General features: G+C 65.4%; 14 protein-coding genes and 1 pseudogene. 3 read left to right on the forward strand and 12 right to left on the reverse strand.

All coding sequences use genetic code 11. From position 1 onward, the window contains the following. Window positions 1-178: 178 nt before the first annotated feature. The 6 genes and pseudogenes from AAFP35_RS16550 to dnaB form a co-directional block, all read right to left on the reverse strand. A complete protein-coding gene (locus AAFP35_RS16550; RefSeq protein WP_419222731.1) occupies window positions 179-958 on the reverse strand; it encodes a hypothetical protein in 780 nt (259 codons plus the stop codon). After that, window positions 958-2628, reverse strand: coding sequence for a hypothetical protein (locus tag AAFP35_RS16555; protein ID WP_419222732.1), 1671 nt, complete (start codon window positions 2626-2628; stop codon window positions 958-960). Before AAFP35_RS16555 ends, AAFP35_RS16550 begins: the two co-directional genes overlap by 1 nt. A 193-nt stretch (window positions 2629-2821) precedes the next feature. Next, on the reverse strand, window positions 2822-3691 hold the full coding sequence (locus tag AAFP35_RS16560; RefSeq protein WP_419222733.1) for a ParB/RepB/Spo0J family partition protein: 870 nt from the start codon (window positions 3689-3691) through the stop codon (window positions 2822-2824). After that, a pseudogene (locus AAFP35_RS16565) lies at window positions 3691-3813 on the reverse strand (ParA family protein); the annotation flags it as partial. The pseudogene AAFP35_RS16565 and the gene AAFP35_RS16560, both read right to left, overlap by 1 nt. A gap of 39 nt (window positions 3814-3852) precedes the next feature. After that, window positions 3853-4584 carry a ferritin-like domain-containing protein gene (locus AAFP35_RS16570; protein WP_419222734.1) on the reverse strand — a complete coding sequence of 244 codons (732 nt, stop codon included), beginning with the start codon at window positions 4582-4584 and terminating at the stop codon, window positions 3853-3855. A gap of 50 nt (window positions 4585-4634) precedes the next feature. Beyond that, window positions 4635-6887: a replicative DNA helicase gene (dnaB, locus tag AAFP35_RS16575; RefSeq protein ID WP_419222735.1), complete on the reverse strand. Its 2253-nt coding sequence runs from the start codon at window positions 6885-6887 to the stop codon at window positions 4635-4637. 658 nt (window positions 6888-7545) lie between these two features. Here dnaB and AAFP35_RS16580 point away from each other — a divergent pair. After that, window positions 7546-8118 carry a hypothetical protein gene (locus AAFP35_RS16580; RefSeq protein ID WP_419222907.1) on the forward strand — a complete coding sequence of 191 codons (573 nt, stop codon included), beginning with the start codon at window positions 7546-7548 and terminating at the stop codon, window positions 8116-8118. Between the two features lie 46 nt (window positions 8119-8164). Here AAFP35_RS16580 and AAFP35_RS16585 read toward each other — a convergent pair whose 3' ends face one another. The 5 genes from AAFP35_RS16585 to rpsF all read right to left on the reverse strand — a co-directional run bounded on the left by AAFP35_RS16585 (window position 8165) and on the right by rpsF (window position 10362). Then, a complete protein-coding gene (locus tag AAFP35_RS16585) occupies window positions 8165-8434 on the reverse strand; it encodes a hypothetical protein (protein ID WP_419222736.1) in 270 nt (89 codons plus the stop codon). A 284-nt stretch (window positions 8435-8718) separates the two neighbouring features. After that, the gene (gene rplI / locus AAFP35_RS16590; RefSeq protein ID WP_419222737.1) at window positions 8719-9171 is read right to left on the reverse strand and encodes a 50S ribosomal protein L9; all 453 of its coding nucleotides are present in this window, start codon (window positions 9169-9171) and stop codon (window positions 8719-8721) included. A 16-nt stretch (window positions 9172-9187) separates the two neighbouring features. After that, entirely contained in the window at window positions 9188-9445 is a 258-nt protein-coding gene (gene rpsR / locus AAFP35_RS16595; RefSeq protein ID WP_419222738.1) for a 30S ribosomal protein S18, read from the reverse strand. Window positions 9446-9463: 18 nt separating this feature from the next. After that, window positions 9464-9967: a single-stranded DNA-binding protein gene (locus tag AAFP35_RS16600; protein ID WP_419222739.1), complete on the reverse strand. Its 504-nt coding sequence runs from the start codon at window positions 9965-9967 to the stop codon at window positions 9464-9466. 113 nt (window positions 9968-10080) lie between these two features. Further along, complete coding sequence (gene rpsF / locus AAFP35_RS16605) at window positions 10081-10362, reverse strand: 30S ribosomal protein S6 (RefSeq protein WP_419222740.1); 282 nt, start codon at window positions 10360-10362, stop codon at window positions 10081-10083. A 305-nt stretch (window positions 10363-10667) separates the two neighbouring features. On the opposite strand from rpsF, the gene AAFP35_RS16610 reads away from it, so the two are divergent. Both AAFP35_RS16610 and AAFP35_RS16615 read left to right on the forward strand, forming a co-directional pair. Beyond that, entirely contained in the window at window positions 10668-12152 is a 1485-nt protein-coding gene (locus AAFP35_RS16610; RefSeq protein ID WP_419222741.1) for a hypothetical protein, read from the forward strand. Next, window positions 12149-12730 (forward strand): GNAT family N-acetyltransferase, encoded by a 582-nt coding sequence (locus tag AAFP35_RS16615; RefSeq protein WP_419222742.1) that lies wholly within the window; start codon window positions 12149-12151, stop codon window positions 12728-12730. Before AAFP35_RS16610 ends, AAFP35_RS16615 begins: the two co-directional genes overlap by 4 nt. A 189-nt stretch (window positions 12731-12919) precedes the next feature. Here the strand turns inward: AAFP35_RS16615 and AAFP35_RS16620 are convergent, their stop codons facing one another. Beyond that, window positions 12920-14590, reverse strand: coding sequence for a glycosyltransferase family 87 protein (locus AAFP35_RS16620; RefSeq protein WP_419222743.1), 1671 nt, complete (start codon window positions 14588-14590; stop codon window positions 12920-12922). Window positions 14591-14598 lie beyond the last annotated feature (8 nt).

Here is a 14598-nt window from a genome sequence, read left to right on the forward strand (position 1 = left end):
CATGATTCACCAAACGGTCAACCAGGCCGCTTAACCGATGTCCACCAAACGGGGTGAACCCCACCCGCGGACCAGCGACGATTAGTTTGGCTGGCCCTTCTAAGCGCAGTGTCACCCTGAACTTGGGCTGTCTCTACCAGCACAGCAAGATTGGGCCATGTTCAGCGCCAAGTGGCCGCTACTCCCAGTGGATGTGGAAGTCAGTGATGGCGTCGAAGTGGAATCCGGTGGCGTCGTCGAAGGCGTCAAAGGCAGCGAAGTTGACTGAGGCGTGTTCTTCGAGGATGGCGGTCGCGCGGGCGTGATCGTTGCGGGCCAACGCGTCACCGAGAGCGCGTCGCTGATCGGGGTCCATCGGAGTGTGGTCGAGGCCCTGGGACCCGCCGAACTCAAACGTCTTGGACATGCGGTAGTCGTAGTTGCCGCCGTCGGTGCGGGCATGCACATCGGCGGTGAACGTGATGATCGGCCGCATCTGGGTGGTGTCGATTCCGCTGTCGCGCAACCGCTGTGCCGCCTGGGCGTCGACGAGGCGCCCTTGAGCGTCGCGGCGCAGGCTTTTGGTGCGACCGGCTTGCCAGTCATAGACCGCGCTCGGTGAGCGGCCGAGTTGGGCGGCGGCGCCATCGACGCCCCCGAGGCGGGTGATCTCGGCGCGGCGGGCCACCAGATCGGCGACCCGGTCATCGGGGATGCGGTTGTGCTGTTTCCAGCGCCGGAAGGTCCGTGGCGAGGGCGGGGTGCGGCCGGCGTCGGCGGCGGCTTTGCGCACCCCCTGGTAACCAACGGTGGCGAGATGGTTTCGAGAGGTCTGTTCCCCTACCAGCCCGGTGTCGGACCGGGCGAGGTCACGAGCGGTACCTGAGGCTACCGACACCTGCCGAGTTCCGGTCGCGACGCTGGTGGTCGCGACCGGCTCGTCCCGGCGAGTGTGGCGGCGTGCCCGGAATTGCGCCATCAGCCAGCCACCTCCTCCGAAACATCGCTCGCGGCGTCCTGCGGGTCGCTGGACTCGTCGTCGCCGTCAGCGGCCAGTCCTGCTGTGGTGTAGGCGTTGTTGACTGCGCGGCGGACCTCCCCGGGGCTGGCAGCTGAGAGTAGATCCAACATCACCTGGTGGTCGTCAGCGGTGATGCTGCGACGTTTCTCGACCACGAATTTGCCCAGATTCGGCGAGTCGTCAGACAGATTGATCCCGGCTGGGACGAGGTAGGTCCAGGCGTCGGTGAGGCCCATGATCGGCCATAGATCGTGCTCGGCGGCGATCTTCATCGCCTTCACACGGGAGCGGTGTCGCGCGTGAGACTTGATGGCGGCCGCCCAGATCGGCTGATAGTGATGGCGCATATGGCTATCCCAGTTCTTGTCGCCGGCAATGCGACCCAGATAGCCCTTGTAGATGTCAGAGACCAGGGCTTTGAGGATCGGATCGGCAGTCTCGGCGGCCGCTTTGCGGGCGGTAGTCAGGATCTCTTTCCACCGCTTGAGGACTACGCCTTGATCGGTGGTGGTCCATGCTTCCGCGATCGCGAGGTCGGCCAAGTCGAGGCCTGCTCCCCCGTCGGCGATCGGCGCGCACAAGCTATTGATCGTCTCGGTCGTGACCCACAGGGTTACGGGCCGGTCGGGACGCATGTGCGGATGTGGCAACGGTAGCCGTGTCGGCAGGGTGAGAGTGTCGGCGGCGGGCAAGGTCACCTGCCACACCCCGAAGGGCAGTTTGTTGCTGGTGTGGGCTAACTGGTCTGCGTTGTCGCCGGCATGATGGACGACGTCGCCGTAGCCGAGGTCGATCATTCCGGCGCTGGCCAGATATGACGCGCGTTGATCGATCGTGATCAGTTCGTCGGCGTTCTCGATCTCCTCGGTCTCAATCCACTCCCGCACCCATGTGAGAAATGGCTCGAGGTCCTCGTGATCGGCCCCGTCGAGGGCGGGAACTGCCACCGGGGTATCGATGACGACGCCTTTGCCCGTCTTACGGCGGTCCCGGAAGATCTGGTCAAGTATTACGGCACCGGTACGTGCCGAGGTGATCCCGGGGAGCACGCCCAGGTGCTCGACGTGCCAGGACAGGCGGCGGGCCATCTCGCGGGCGGTGTCCATCTCGTCGTCGAAGTCGATCAGTGTGCCGTCGCTCTCCGAACCGAGAATGCCCAGCCGGTCGTGGCCACTGCGGCGGGTCTCCATGGCCCAGGGTTCCAGGATCACGTCGACCATGAACTTGCGGCGCCCCACAGTATGTGACAGATGCAGCCGGTGGCCGATCTCTGTGCCCGGCTGATATAGATGCCATCCATCACGTCCATCGGGTGCGAGGTGAGGAGTGAGCAGGGTGCGAGTGGCGTCGTCGAGACGGGCGATGAGATCTGTGCGCATCCTCCCCTGTCTCAGTTCCTCGTCGCTGTAGTCGGCTTCGTCACCCGGATCGATGTCATCAGGCCCCCACCCCAGCGCCACACACGCGGCATCTAGCACCCATACCTGCGCCGGCAGGCCCGCTGGCGTCAGCGGACGCTGCCGCTGACGCCACTCCAATACCTTCAACAACTTGTCGACCGAATCGACAGGCTTATCCACCAACACAAATCCCGAGGGGGACAACACCTTTGCCGAGGTGACGATCATGGCGTGATCGTCAGCGGCAGCCCGTGTGGGTGTCATTGGACTCCCCTTTCGTGTTCATACGCAATCGTGGCGACGTGCCTGGGGTTCACGCCCGCAGGTCATTCCGTCACTGTGACGAACCCGCTCGTCATGGGGCGCCCCCGGGGAGGGTGGCGGTTTTTACCGCGGTAAAAACCGCCACCCTCCCGCACGGTCACTCGCCGTTGCGAAGTTGACCGATGAGGTTGTCGATGTCATCCGGGCTCCAGATCTCGCGGATCGCTGTTGCCACACTGCCCGGCTCGGCCTTGTAGCGTCGGAGCGCACGTACTACCGCGACGGACGCGTTGACTGGCTCGCGTTCAGAGCGGGACTTTTTCGACTCCGCTGAATCCGCCTCGCTCCCCTGTTTCTCGTTCGCGGCTTGCCATGCGGCGACTTGTTCTTCGCGGGGAACTTTGGCCAGTGAACGAGCGTGCCGGACCGCCAACTCGCCGTTGCGCAGCTTCTCTTGCAGCTGTGGGTCCAGGTGCAGAAGCGCGCGGCGTTGGGAGACCCAGCCGTCAGTCTTGTTCAGTCGCTGGGCGGCAGCGCGGGCGTTGCCGAGTTCTGCGACCATCGCCTCGACCGCGCGTGCTTCCTCGATGACATCGAAGTCTTGCCGTTCCAGGTTCTCGGCGATCGACGCCCACAGCAGAGTCGCTTTGTCGGAGGCGAGACCGTCGCGGATCACCATGTCCAGTGACTCGCGTCCGTACTTCTCGGCGGCAGCGAGGCGCCGACATCCATTGACGACGACGTAGAGCGCATCTCCAATGGCGTCTGCGTCATCGGGGTACAGCCGCAGCCATGCGGTGCGCGAGATCGTTGTCGTCGGCTGCAGCTGGCGCTCGCGGATGCTGGCCAGGTCTTCGAGGTCTCCGAGGGATGCTCGGGGGTTGCGCGGGTTCGGGGCTAGTTCGGCGATCCGTACGTTCGCGCGGTAGATCCCATCAATACCAGCGGTCGGGTCCACGCTGGAATGCTCACCGACAGAGCCGGCCAGTGAGCTGAGGTCTACTCGCCCACCGTTCTTGCGTGCCATCACTTGGCTCCCGCGTTCAGTTCGAGGCAGAGCCTCTGGAAATCTTCACGAGCTTGCAGTGCCACACGATTCGTGGGGTACTCGGTCACGACTTTCCCGTCTGCGGCGGCGCGGGTGTGAAGTCACTCCGAGGTCAGTGGCTTCGGCCTTCGCGCACGACATCAGCGCGTCTTCGGATCTCCCGGGCTGACCGACGCCGGTGCGAACACCGTTGCCGATGTATCGACGAAAATCTGGATGGTCTCCCTGACGAACCTGCGTCGCGACACCCCGCACACACGCAACGCCTGACCGTGATCGACGGCGACCACCGCGATCACGGTCGCCGCGGTCGCCCGCCACAGGTGCTTGATCACGACGCGCCACGGCGCGGCGGTCCTCTCGAAACCGACACGCAGACGACGGCATTGGAACGGCACGTGATGGCGCTCATCATCGAGAATCCGTTCTGCCACGTCGGCGAGCAGCGGATCCTGCCCGCCCTCGGCAAGCGCGCGATAATAGCGCAGCGCAACGACTTCCGCGATCGTCAACACCATCAGCTCGAGCCGAAGACCCATCAGCCGCCGCACCCGTACGAAGACACTGTCGGACCAATGCCATCGTTTCGTCGGGGCTCCGGCCGCCCGCAGCAGCAACTCCAGCATGCGCGCGTGATTCTGCTCCTCGGCGACGAAGAGCCGCACCGCCGCCTCGTAATCGCGGTCGTCCGCGGCAGCGGCGTTGGCGATCAGATGGATTCCGTCACCGCTCTCTCCCACCTGGAACTTCTGTACGCTCCGCACCACAGCCGGATCGAGTCGGCTCCCTCCGGACCAGTGCGGGTCCGGAGTCTGCGCACGTCGTGCGGCTCTGTCGACGAACTCGGTCGACCAGCTGCCGGATTCAGTCATTCGAACTCACAGTCACGCGATCACGGTCGAAGGCAGATAACAGGCGCCGACTATCCGCGCGCCATGTCCACGAACTTCGACAGATGCAGTTGGTGCGCAACGGTGATCGTCGCGGTAGGCCCGTTGCGGTGCTTGCCGAGGATGATGTCGGCTTCACCGGCGCGTGGGTCGTCACGCTCGAAAGCGTCTGGGCGGTGCAGCAAGATGACCATGTCGGCGTCCTGCTCGAGCGATCCCGACTCGCGGAGATCCGACACCTGGGGCTTCTTGTCGGTGCGCTGCTCGGGACCACGGTTCAGCTGGCTGATCGCGACCACCGGAACCTCGAGTTCCTTGGCCAGCAGCTTCAGCTGTCGGGAGAACTCGGAGACCTCCTGCTGTCGGGACTCGACCTTCTTGCCCGAAGTCATCAGCTGCATGTAGTCCACCACAACGAGTTTCAGATCGTTGCGTTGTTTGAGCCGTCGGGCCTTGGCGCGGATCTCCATCATGGTGAGGTTGGGCGAGTCGTCGATGTAGATCGGCGCCTCGGAGATCTCACCCATACGTCGGGCCAGCCGGGTCCAGTCGTCGTCGGTCATGGTGCCACCACGCATGTCGCCGAGCTTGACCTTTGCCTCCGCCGACAGCAGACGCATCACGATCTCAGTCTTGCTCATCTCCAGCGAGAACATCGCGCTGGTCAACTGGTGACCGATCGAGCACGACCGCAGGAAGTCCATGGCGAGCGTCGAGTTGTGCGTGGGCACCATCGCCTCGCCGGCGAGGTACATCTGCTCGTCGTTGTCGACCTGCACGCAGCGCACCGGCACGGTGTCGACGGGACGCACGTCGACCAGGCGACGCACACCCGCGCGACGGCGAAGTTCCTTGTGCCGGATGGCTTTGTGATGCACGGTGAACACGTCGTCGTCGGCGTCCACGCGCAGCCACCCGGTGGCCGAACGCTTGTAGTTGTAACCGAGGCCGGCCACCAGGTCGGCGACGACGGCGGTCATGTGTCGCGTCGCCGCGGGCACAGTGATCCAGCCGTCGTCGTCAACCGTGGCACGCGCGTCGAGCAACCCCGCGAGCAATGCTCGACGCTGCGCGATCGACCCCCGAAGATATTCGAGCGGGATACGTCCGCCCAGGTCTGCCATCAAGGTCATGACATCGACGGGCCCCTCGGCATCGATACGCATACCGATCTCGGGATCGTCGAACGCCATCCCGGCCAGCGCCGCGACCGTGTACGGGCCGTAGGCGAACCGCTTGCGCGGCAGGTCCAAGGGCCGGGTGTTGCGCACCACCGCGCATCCGATGTGCGCGCGCATCACCTCGGTGGTGACGGTCTGACGCTTGCCGTCGATGTCGGCGACCCACTGGTGCTCGCCGTCGGCGACGAGGACCGTACCGTCGTTGAATTCGACTTCGTAGCAAGGACGTTCGGTCATCACGTCGGTGGCGGCGACCACCCGAGTTGGCGTGCCCTGCGCATCGAGCAGCAGGTCGCCGACGGCGACGGTACCCATCGTCGTCCACCCGGACGGGGTGGGCAGCGGGGTGTCCAGTGCCAACGCCTTGCCCACACCCGGCCGGGCGGCCACGATGATCATCTGGCCCGGATGCAGACCGTTGGTGATCTTGTCGAGGTCGGCGAATCCGGTGGGCACTCCGAGAGAGATCCCGCCACGCGACGCGATCGAGTCGATCTCGTCCATCGTGGGCTGGAGCAGCTCCTCGAGCGGCACGTAATCCTCGGCGGTACGACGTTCGGTGACCTCGTACACCTCGGCCTGCGCCCGGTCGACGACCTCGGCCACATCCTGGCCGTCTGCGCCTGCATACCCGAACTGCACGATGCGGGTCCCGGCCTCCACGAGGCGACGCAGGATCGCCTTCTCGGCCACGATCTCCGCGTAGTAGCCGGCGTTGGCCGCCGTGGGCACCGTGGAGATCAGGGTGTGCAGATAGGGCGCACCGCCGACGCGCCGGAGTTCACCGGCTCGCTCCAGTTCGGCCGCGACCGTCACCGCATCCGCGGGCTCGCCCTTGCCGTAGAGCTCCAGGACCGCTTCGTAGACGGCCTGATGCGCGGGACGGTAGAAATCGCCGGACCGAAGTTTCTCGACCACGTCGGCGATCGCGTCCTTCGACAGCAACATGCCACCGAGCACCGACTGCTCGGCGGCCATGTCCTGCGGCGGCTGCCGACCGAAATCCTCGGTCGGCACGCCGTCGTCGGTCCGTCCCCGTCCGGCACGACCGGGCACCGATTCCAGGTGCCCCGGCTCATGCCCGCGGTCATCGACAACTGCCACGCGTGTCAAACCTCTCGCAGTACTTGCACCACTCTCACCTCGAGTGGGTCCGACTCTCTGTGGCGTCGGCGACTTCCCCGCCGTCGACGTCTGTCGTGATTCCTTGATAGCGATATGCACCGACAGAACGCCGCCGAGCACCTTCGGTATCTCAAAGAAGCACTGTCGGAGCACACTAGGCGGAGCCGCGCACACCGTTCAAACCGACATGTGGACAAACCTGTCAGCAAACTGTGGACCGACTGTGGACGCCGTCGGGAGGATTGTGCAGGGTCTGTGCAGAAAGTGGGGAATTGTTCTGTGAGCAATTAACTTTGCGCAGGTCAGAGGGTAAATCATTTTCCACAGGAAGACGAAGAAATTCCTTCGGCGTGTCACGCGTGACAGGGCTTTCGGCGTGTTGCAGGTCAACGATCCGCGATGTGGGATCAACAACTCGGTAAACAAACAGTGTGACGCGGGTAACACGTGACGACTTCGCCCGGGTCGCGCAGACGGCACCCTGCTACGGGACACGGGTTCGGGGTTTTCTTCCCGGTTTCCGACCTCGCCGTCGGGACGCTGTGATCCAATGATCGCCGTGGGGAGGTTCTCATCGATCCGACGGTCGCGCCGCGATGCTCGCTGGGGTCGGCAGGCCTTCGTCACGGCGGCCACCATGCTCGGCCTGCTGGCGGGTCCCGCGGTCATCGCGGAGGCGGCGCCGGCCGCCGGCCCTGGATTGCCTGCCGAGTTCGACCTCAGCCGCTACCAACCGGCGAATCCCACACAGTTCCGCGCCCTCGCGTACAGCGACAACGGTGGGGCCTTCCTGCGCGCCGGCCGATGGTTGTGCCGGATCGGCCCCGGTTATCGCTATGTCGGCTGCCAGGGCCGTCCGGCGACGGCACCTCCGACCGCGCGCGGTGCCGCCATCTCCGGGAACCAGCAGGGCCCGTGGTGGGTACCGGACTGGTCGAACTACCGGTTCGCCGCGCCATCGGGATTCCGTGCCCCTACCTTGCCGGTCGGTCAGCGCGTCACGGTCGCCGGTGTCACGTGCACCGCACCTCGGCCGGATGTCGTCGCCTGCCGGACCGGGGCGCGCGCAATGATCCTCACGCCCGCGTGGCACAAGTTCTTCTTCCCGAGCGGCGACACCGCACACAGTCCGAATCCGTCACCTCGGTATCTTCCTGCCCGACTGCAGTATTGGAATCAGCTTCCGGCGCAGCCATCTGCTCCGAAGTGAGTGCCGAGGCGCTGTCCTAATCGGGCGTTCGCCGATCGATCAGGCGTCAGCCGATCGATTTCATCTGGGCGGCGAAATCGACGATCCACGGTCGCGTGGGCGCAGACGAAGCGGGCAACACGTCCGATGGGGTGGCCGGCCGCACGTCGTCGGCGCTGCGAACGGCGACCGGTGTGACACTGGGCCGTCGCTGGTGATCACGTCGAGAAGGACGGAGTCCGAGGCCACCCGGCCGATGCTCACGCGACAGTGTGAACAAGCCTCCGAGGCTCACCCCCGCGACGACGGTGACCAGCATGATGGTGGCGGCGGACATATCGGCCTCCTCCTCTGGTGGGCGTACGTCGTTCGGTTCGGCGAGTTCGGTCGGCGGCCGACGTCTCGCTGTCGGCGATTCCTTACCTGTACATCGGTGTGCCGTCGAACTCGTTACTTCGACCGTACGAGCGCGGGGGCGGATCGGGATGCGTAGCGGACTACTCCACTTCTGGGCGATCGACGCCCGAATGCGCCACGACCACTACTCGTCGGCCCCACGAACAGCGACAGGGGCCGGGCGATCACGAGGATCGCCCGGCCCCTGTGACCGAGTGGGCTGTATCAGCCGGCGACGACGGCCAGTTCGACCGTGGCCTGCACCTCCGGGTGCAACTTCACGACGACCGGGTAGTTGCCGGTGGCCTTGATGTGTCCCTTGGGCAGCTCGACCGAGCGCTTGTCGACGGCGGGTCCGCCTGCCGACTTGATGGCGCCGGCGACGTCAGCCGCGGTGACCGAGCCGAACAGCTTGCCCGAGTCGTGTGTCTTGACCCCGAGCGAGATGTCGGACAGTGCTTCCAGGGCCTGCTTGAGCTCGTTGGCGTGCTCGACGCCACGAACCTCGCGAGCGGCCTGGACGCGACGGATGTCCTCGACCTGCTTCTGCGCGCCGCGGGTGGCCTTGATGGCCAGACCGCGGGGCAGCAGGTAGTTACGGCCGTAACCGTCCTTGACCTCTACGGTGTCGCCTGCTTCGCCGAGGTTCTCCACGGCAGCGGTGAGGATGAGTTTCATGTCAGCTCCCTTCCGCTCAGCGACCGGTCGAGGTGAAGGGCAGCAGGGCCACCTCACGCGAGTTCTTCACGGCCACAGCGACGTCGCGCTGGTGCTGGACGCAGTTGCCGGTGACCCGACGCGAACGGATCTTGCCGCGGTCCGACAGGAAACGACGCAGCAGCGCGGTGTCCTTGTAGTCGATGACGGCCTTCTTGTCTTTGCAGAAGCTGCACGCCTTGGTCTTGGTGACCTTCTCGACGCGCGGCTTCCGCGTGCTTTTTGTTTTTGCCATTGGTACTCCAGTGTGTTGTCAGAAAGGTGGTTCGTCGTCGGCCCCACCGAACGACCCGCTCGCAGGGGCGCTACCCCACGGATCGTCGGCGACCTGCTGGTTGGATCCGCCGCCGCTGCGGCTGCCGCCGCCGCCGGAGAATCCACCGCCACCGCCACGCGAGGCCTTGTTGACCTTGGCGGTTGCGTATCGCAGCGAGGGGCCGATCTCATCGACCTCGAGTTCCACCACAGTGCGCTTCTCGCCCTCGCGGGTCTCGAAAGACCGCTGCTTGAGGCGTCCCTGCACGACGACCCGGGTTCCCTTGGTCAGGCTCTCGGTCACGTTCTCGGCCGCATCGCGCCAGATGTTGCAGCGGAGGAACAGCGCTTCGCCGTCCTTCCACTCGTTGGTCTGACGATCGAAGGTGCGCGGCGTGGAGGCCACCGTGAAGTTGGCCACCGCGGCTCCCGACGGTGTGAACCGGAGTTCCGGGTCAGCGGTCAGGTTGCCGATGACGGTGATGACCGTGTCGTTCGCCATGTGTCTCCCCTAGGTCGTGGTTGGGCACTCGCTGATCGACGTGCACCGGGACTCTGGGTCAACCCTATGGCCCGGTACCGACGTGATCGATGTCGATCGAGGAATCCTGTGGATTACTTCCGCAGGACCTTGGTGCGCAGCACGGACTCGTTCAGCTTGAGCTGGCGATCCAGCTCAGAGACCGTCTTGGGCTCGGCATCGAGATCGATGACGGCATAGATGCCCTCATTGTGCTTGGCGATCTCGTAAGCGAGGCGGCGCTTGCCCCAGATGTCGACACCGTCCACCTTGCCGCCATCGTTGCGAACAACGTTGAGGAAAGTATCCAGTGAGGGGGCGACGGTGCGCTCGTCCAGATTCGGATCGAGGATGACCATCAATTCGTAGTGACGCATAAGACCACATCACCTCCTATGGGCTAGGTCGGCCACGGACTGTCCGTGGCAGGAGGGTCGCCTGCGTCGGCAACCCGTCCAAGATACACGACGAATCCCTGACCAGCGAAATCGGCGTATCCGACGGCTCGTCGGGCGCTTGTCGTCGCTGCCCGGGGCGAGGATGCGGCCGGAGTTGACGGCACGACTCGTCGGCCACCGAGTCCATCCCGGGCGGCGTGTGGTCGGATCGGAACCGCGTTCGGCAGACGTCGATCCGGACTTCGATTCGGGAGTCCGACGCGCGACCACCTAGTCTGTAGGCCATGTCCGACGCCCTCCCCGCGCAACCGTCGAGGGCATCGCGCCTCACCGCTGTCCTCACCGGGCGTGGCTCAACGGCGCTGATCGTGCTGGTCTCCATGCTCACCACGTGTCTGACGATGCTCTGGTCGTATCAGGCGAAGGTCGCGTGCGGCGGGCCACCGTTCTTCCCGGACGGCCGCAGCAAACACTGGCCGGTGGGCGACCCGAACGCCGTGATCCCCTGCTACTCGGATCTCATGTACCTGTGGGTCGGACGAGACATCAACAACCATGTCTTCCCGTACATCCACGGTGGCATCACGCCCGACGGCCAATTGTTCGGCGGCGTCGTCGAATACCCGGTCCTCTCGGGCATGTTCATGTGGCTCGGCGCGATCGGCGCGCACACCGACACCGAATTCTTCCGACATTCGGTGTGGTTGCTGGTTCCGTTCGGCTTGGCGATCACGGTGATGCTGGCGTTGATGACCCGGTGGCATGTGCTGTGGTGGGCTGCCACCCCGCCGCTGGTGCTCTACGCGTTCCACAACTGGGAGCTGCCGGTCGTCGCGACCACCGTCGGTGCGGTCGCCGTGATGGCGTGGGGCGCCACCACCAGTCCGCGAACCGGTGAGCCACGTCTGCGGCTGCGGACCGCCGCGATCCTGGCGGCCATCCTGCTGGCCATCGGATTCTGCCTGAAGCTCTACCCCGGATTCTTCGTGCTCCCCCTCGCCGTCTATGTGCTCACCCGCGGCGCCGACGGCCAGGGCTCCCTCGGCGACCTGGTCCGCTCCGCCGGACGATCCGACCGGACGGACGGTCGCGGACCGCTCGACTGGGTGGGTGCGATCTGGGTGGCGGCGGCCGCCACGCTGACCGTGATCGCCGTCCAGCTGCCGTTCATGGTGCTCGGTTTCGAGGGGTGGAAGGCCGCGCTGTCGTTCCAGGGCAAACGCAAGTCCGATGTGGACACCAATTCCATCTGGTACTGGGGTCTGCGACATCTCACCGGCGGACAGAACGACACCTACAACTCGCTGGTGGGTCTGCTGTCACCGATCCTGATCGTCGCCGCCTTCGCGGTCGCCGTGTATCTGGGATGGCGCGTCTACCAGCGTGACGGCATCTACCCGTGGATCGGCGTGGCCGCATCGATGTTGGCGGGATTCATGCTCTTCCACAAGGTGCACTCGCCGCAGTACACGCTGTGGATCCTGCCGTTCTTCGTGCTGCTCAAGATCCGGTGGCCGGTGATCGCCGCCTACCTGATCGCCGACTTCATCCTGGACACCACGATCTTCCGGCTGTTCGGCATCTACACATCGGGCTCTCCGATGAAGTGGTGGGTCATCACCGGGGTCAACGTCGGGGTGTGGGTGCACGCCGTCCTACTCGCGTACCTGATCGTCGCGTTCGTGCGCGCTCCACTGCGAGAACCGTTGGCGTCCTTCGGCCGTCGACCACGGACCGCCGAACCCGACCCGGTTCCCGTCCTGTCGTGAGCGCGTGGCTGGGTACCGGACCGCTCACTCACGGTCGGATCACGTTGCGGCCCTTCACTCCCGACGACGCCGACGCGCTGGCCCGGGTCGTCGGCGATCCCGAACGATTCCGCTGGACATCTGGGGTACCGACCGACGTGCGGTCGAGTCGTGCGTGGATCGAGACAGCTCTCGCCGACCCGTCGAGCCGCGTCGCCTTCGCCGTCGTCGACGACGGCCGGCTCGTCGGGTCCACCAGTTACTACGAGATCGATCCCGAGAATCTCAGCACCGCAATCGGTTACACGTTCTATACGGAGTCCGCCCAGGGCACGATCGTCAACCCGACGGCGAAGTTCCTGCTGATGCGACATGCGTTCGAGGAGTGCGAAGCAGTGCGCCTGGTGTGGCACACCCATGAGCAGAATGCGCGGTCACGGGCCGCGATCGCCAAGCTGGGGGCGAGTTTCGAGGGATTGCTGCACAAGCATCGGCGGCATCGGGGCGGCTGGCGCACCACCGCGCTGTACGCGATGACCGACGATGACTGGCCTGCGGCGAAAGAACTTCTGTCGGAGCGGATCTCGAACAGCCCGTAGCGCATCGTCGGGGCGCGCGTCTCGATCGTCGACGCGGCCTGACCAACTCGGCGACCTCGCCCGCATCGCGCGCGTCGTCGACGCCGACGCGGCCGCGGACATCGATCACTCCACGCCTCTCCCCGGCGTCGACTCCGAGCGCACGTGGAGGCCGTCGGTGCGACGCGCGGTGGGCTACTCGAGAGGTGGCTACTCCAGCGGTGGACGCGGGTTGGATGCGGTTGCTGTCGGCGCGGATGTGGTTGCTGTCGGCGTGAAAGCGGTTGCTGTCGGCGTGAAAGCGGTTGCTGTCGCGAGGGGGCGGGAGGTGCGGCGACCGGCGGGATAGGCAAGACGGTCGGGTGCGCCGTCGAGAACGCCGCCGGCCGGGTCGTCGAGGAACACGTCTCCCCGAGCGCGCGACCCACGCCGGATGAGGTCGTCGGCGGGATTCCAGATCTGCCAGAGCACCACCACGCACAACGCGATGACCATCAGGGCGCGTACCACGATGATCGCGGTGAACCACTGGTCGGGCAGCCATCGTCTTTCCGGATCGAGATAGAGCGACATCCGCGGAATCCACACCAGCGCGTCGATCACCATCCACGCGAACAACAATCGCGTGTGCGGAATGGCCAAGACCGCGAGCGGAACCAGCCACAGCGAGTACTGCGGACTCCATACCTTGTTCACCAGCAGGAACCCGGCCACCATGAGAAACGCCAGTTGCGCCACGCGTGGCCGCTGTGGCGCCGTGAGTGCCACCGCCCCGACACCGACCGCGACGAGGACGAGTAGCGCGAGTGACAGAGCGTTGAGCGCCCCGGGATCCCAGCGGAATCCGGCGGCATCACTGATGACGCGGTAAAGGCTGTCGGATTCGGCGGCGCGATCGGCGTTGTACCGGAAGAACTCCCACCATCCGCGCGGATACATGATCAGGATCGGCAGGTTGACCGCGACCCACACCCCGAGCGCGCAAGCGGCGGCCTGCACGAACTCACGCACCTTGCCCGCACGCAGGCACAGCACGAGCAACACCACCAGCAGCAGGACCGGATAGAGCTTGGCGGCCGTTCCGAGTCCGATGAAAACACCGGCGAGCCAGGGTTTTCGGCGCGACCAGGACAGGATCGCCAACGCCACCATGGCCATCGCGATCGCATCGAAGTTCGTGAAGATGTGCACGATCACCAACGGCGACAACGCCGCCATCCAGGTCGCCCAGATCCGTGTGCGGGCGGTGAGCGCCGTCGCCCAGATCGTCACCAACCAGAACAGCGCAAGACCCAGGGCGACCAGATCGAAGAACAGCACCACCGCGAGTGCGCCTGGGACACCCCATTTTTCGTGAGCGGACTCCCATGCCCGGGCCACCCACGCAGCGCCGTACATGTACAGGCCGGTGAGGACCGGGTACTCCATGTACCGCTTGCCCTGCTGACCGTCGGGCCCTTCTTCGTACCAGTAGGTGGAGTAGGGGAACTCACCCTGGTCGAGCTTCTCCGCCCCGAAGAGCCCGATCACGTCCGAGTAGCACAGATTGGTGTACTGGCGCTGATCGTCCCAGTCCAGACGCATCGAGGAGCCGGTGGAGTTCGCGTCGGCGGGAGCCTGTTGCAGGCAGCCTGCCTTGCCGAACCAGCCGAGGGCCAACGTGCACAGCGCAAGCGCGAAGACGACGCGCAACGGTGTCCAGTAGCGGCTACGCCCGATCACCGCGTGGCGACCGACCGGACCGCCGACGACGTCGGATGCGGCCTCGACGATCGGATCGGTACGGCTTGGCGCGACGCGTTCGGTGTCGACGCGCGGATCGTCGGCGAACGTCTCGGGGGCTTCCCAGGTCTCGGTGTCGGCGGACCTGTTGGTGGACATCGTGGAAC

Source organism: Gordonia sp. CPCC 206044 (assembly GCF_048537895.1).
Lineage (GTDB): Bacteria > Actinomycetota > Actinomycetes > Mycobacteriales > Mycobacteriaceae > Gordonia.

Bases quoted from the DNA above. Each gene is read 5' to 3' on its own strand.
- AAFP35_RS16555 (WP_419222732.1), bottom strand. From the start codon at position 2,628: ATGATCGTCACCTCGGCAAAGGTGTTGTCCCCCTCGGGATTTGTGTTG.
- AAFP35_RS16550 (WP_419222731.1), bottom strand. From the start codon at position 958: ATGGCGCAATTCCGGGCACGCCGCCACACTCGCCGGGACGAGCCGGTC.
- AAFP35_RS16580 (WP_419222907.1), top strand. From the start codon at position 7,546: ATGCTCGGCCTGCTGGCGGGTCCCGCGGTCATCGCGGAGGCGGCGCCG.
- rpsR (WP_419222738.1), bottom strand. From the start codon at position 9,445: ATGGCAAAAACAAAAAGCACGCGGAAGCCGCGCGTCGAGAAGGTCACC.
- rplI (WP_419222737.1), bottom strand. From the start codon at position 9,171: ATGAAACTCATCCTCACCGCTGCCGTGGAGAACCTCGGCGAAGCAGGC.
- AAFP35_RS16600 (WP_419222739.1), bottom strand. From the start codon at position 9,967: ATGGCGAACGACACGGTCATCACCGTCATCGGCAACCTGACCGCTGAC.
- AAFP35_RS16610 (WP_419222741.1), top strand. From the start codon at position 10,668: ATGTCCGACGCCCTCCCCGCGCAACCGTCGAGGGCATCGCGCCTCACC.
- AAFP35_RS16585 (WP_419222736.1), bottom strand. From the start codon at position 8,434: ATGTCCGCCGCCACCATCATGCTGGTCACCGTCGTCGCGGGGGTGAGC.
- AAFP35_RS16620 (WP_419222743.1), bottom strand. From the start codon at position 14,590: ATGTCCACCAACAGGTCCGCCGACACCGAGACCTGGGAAGCCCCCGAG.
- AAFP35_RS16570 (WP_419222734.1), bottom strand. From the start codon at position 4,584: ATGACTGAATCCGGCAGCTGGTCGACCGAGTTCGTCGACAGAGCCGCA.
- AAFP35_RS16560 (WP_419222733.1), bottom strand. From the start codon at position 3,691: ATGGCACGCAAGAACGGTGGGCGAGTAGACCTCAGCTCACTGGCCGGC.
- rpsF (WP_419222740.1), bottom strand. From the start codon at position 10,362: ATGCGTCACTACGAATTGATGGTCATCCTCGATCCGAATCTGGACGAG.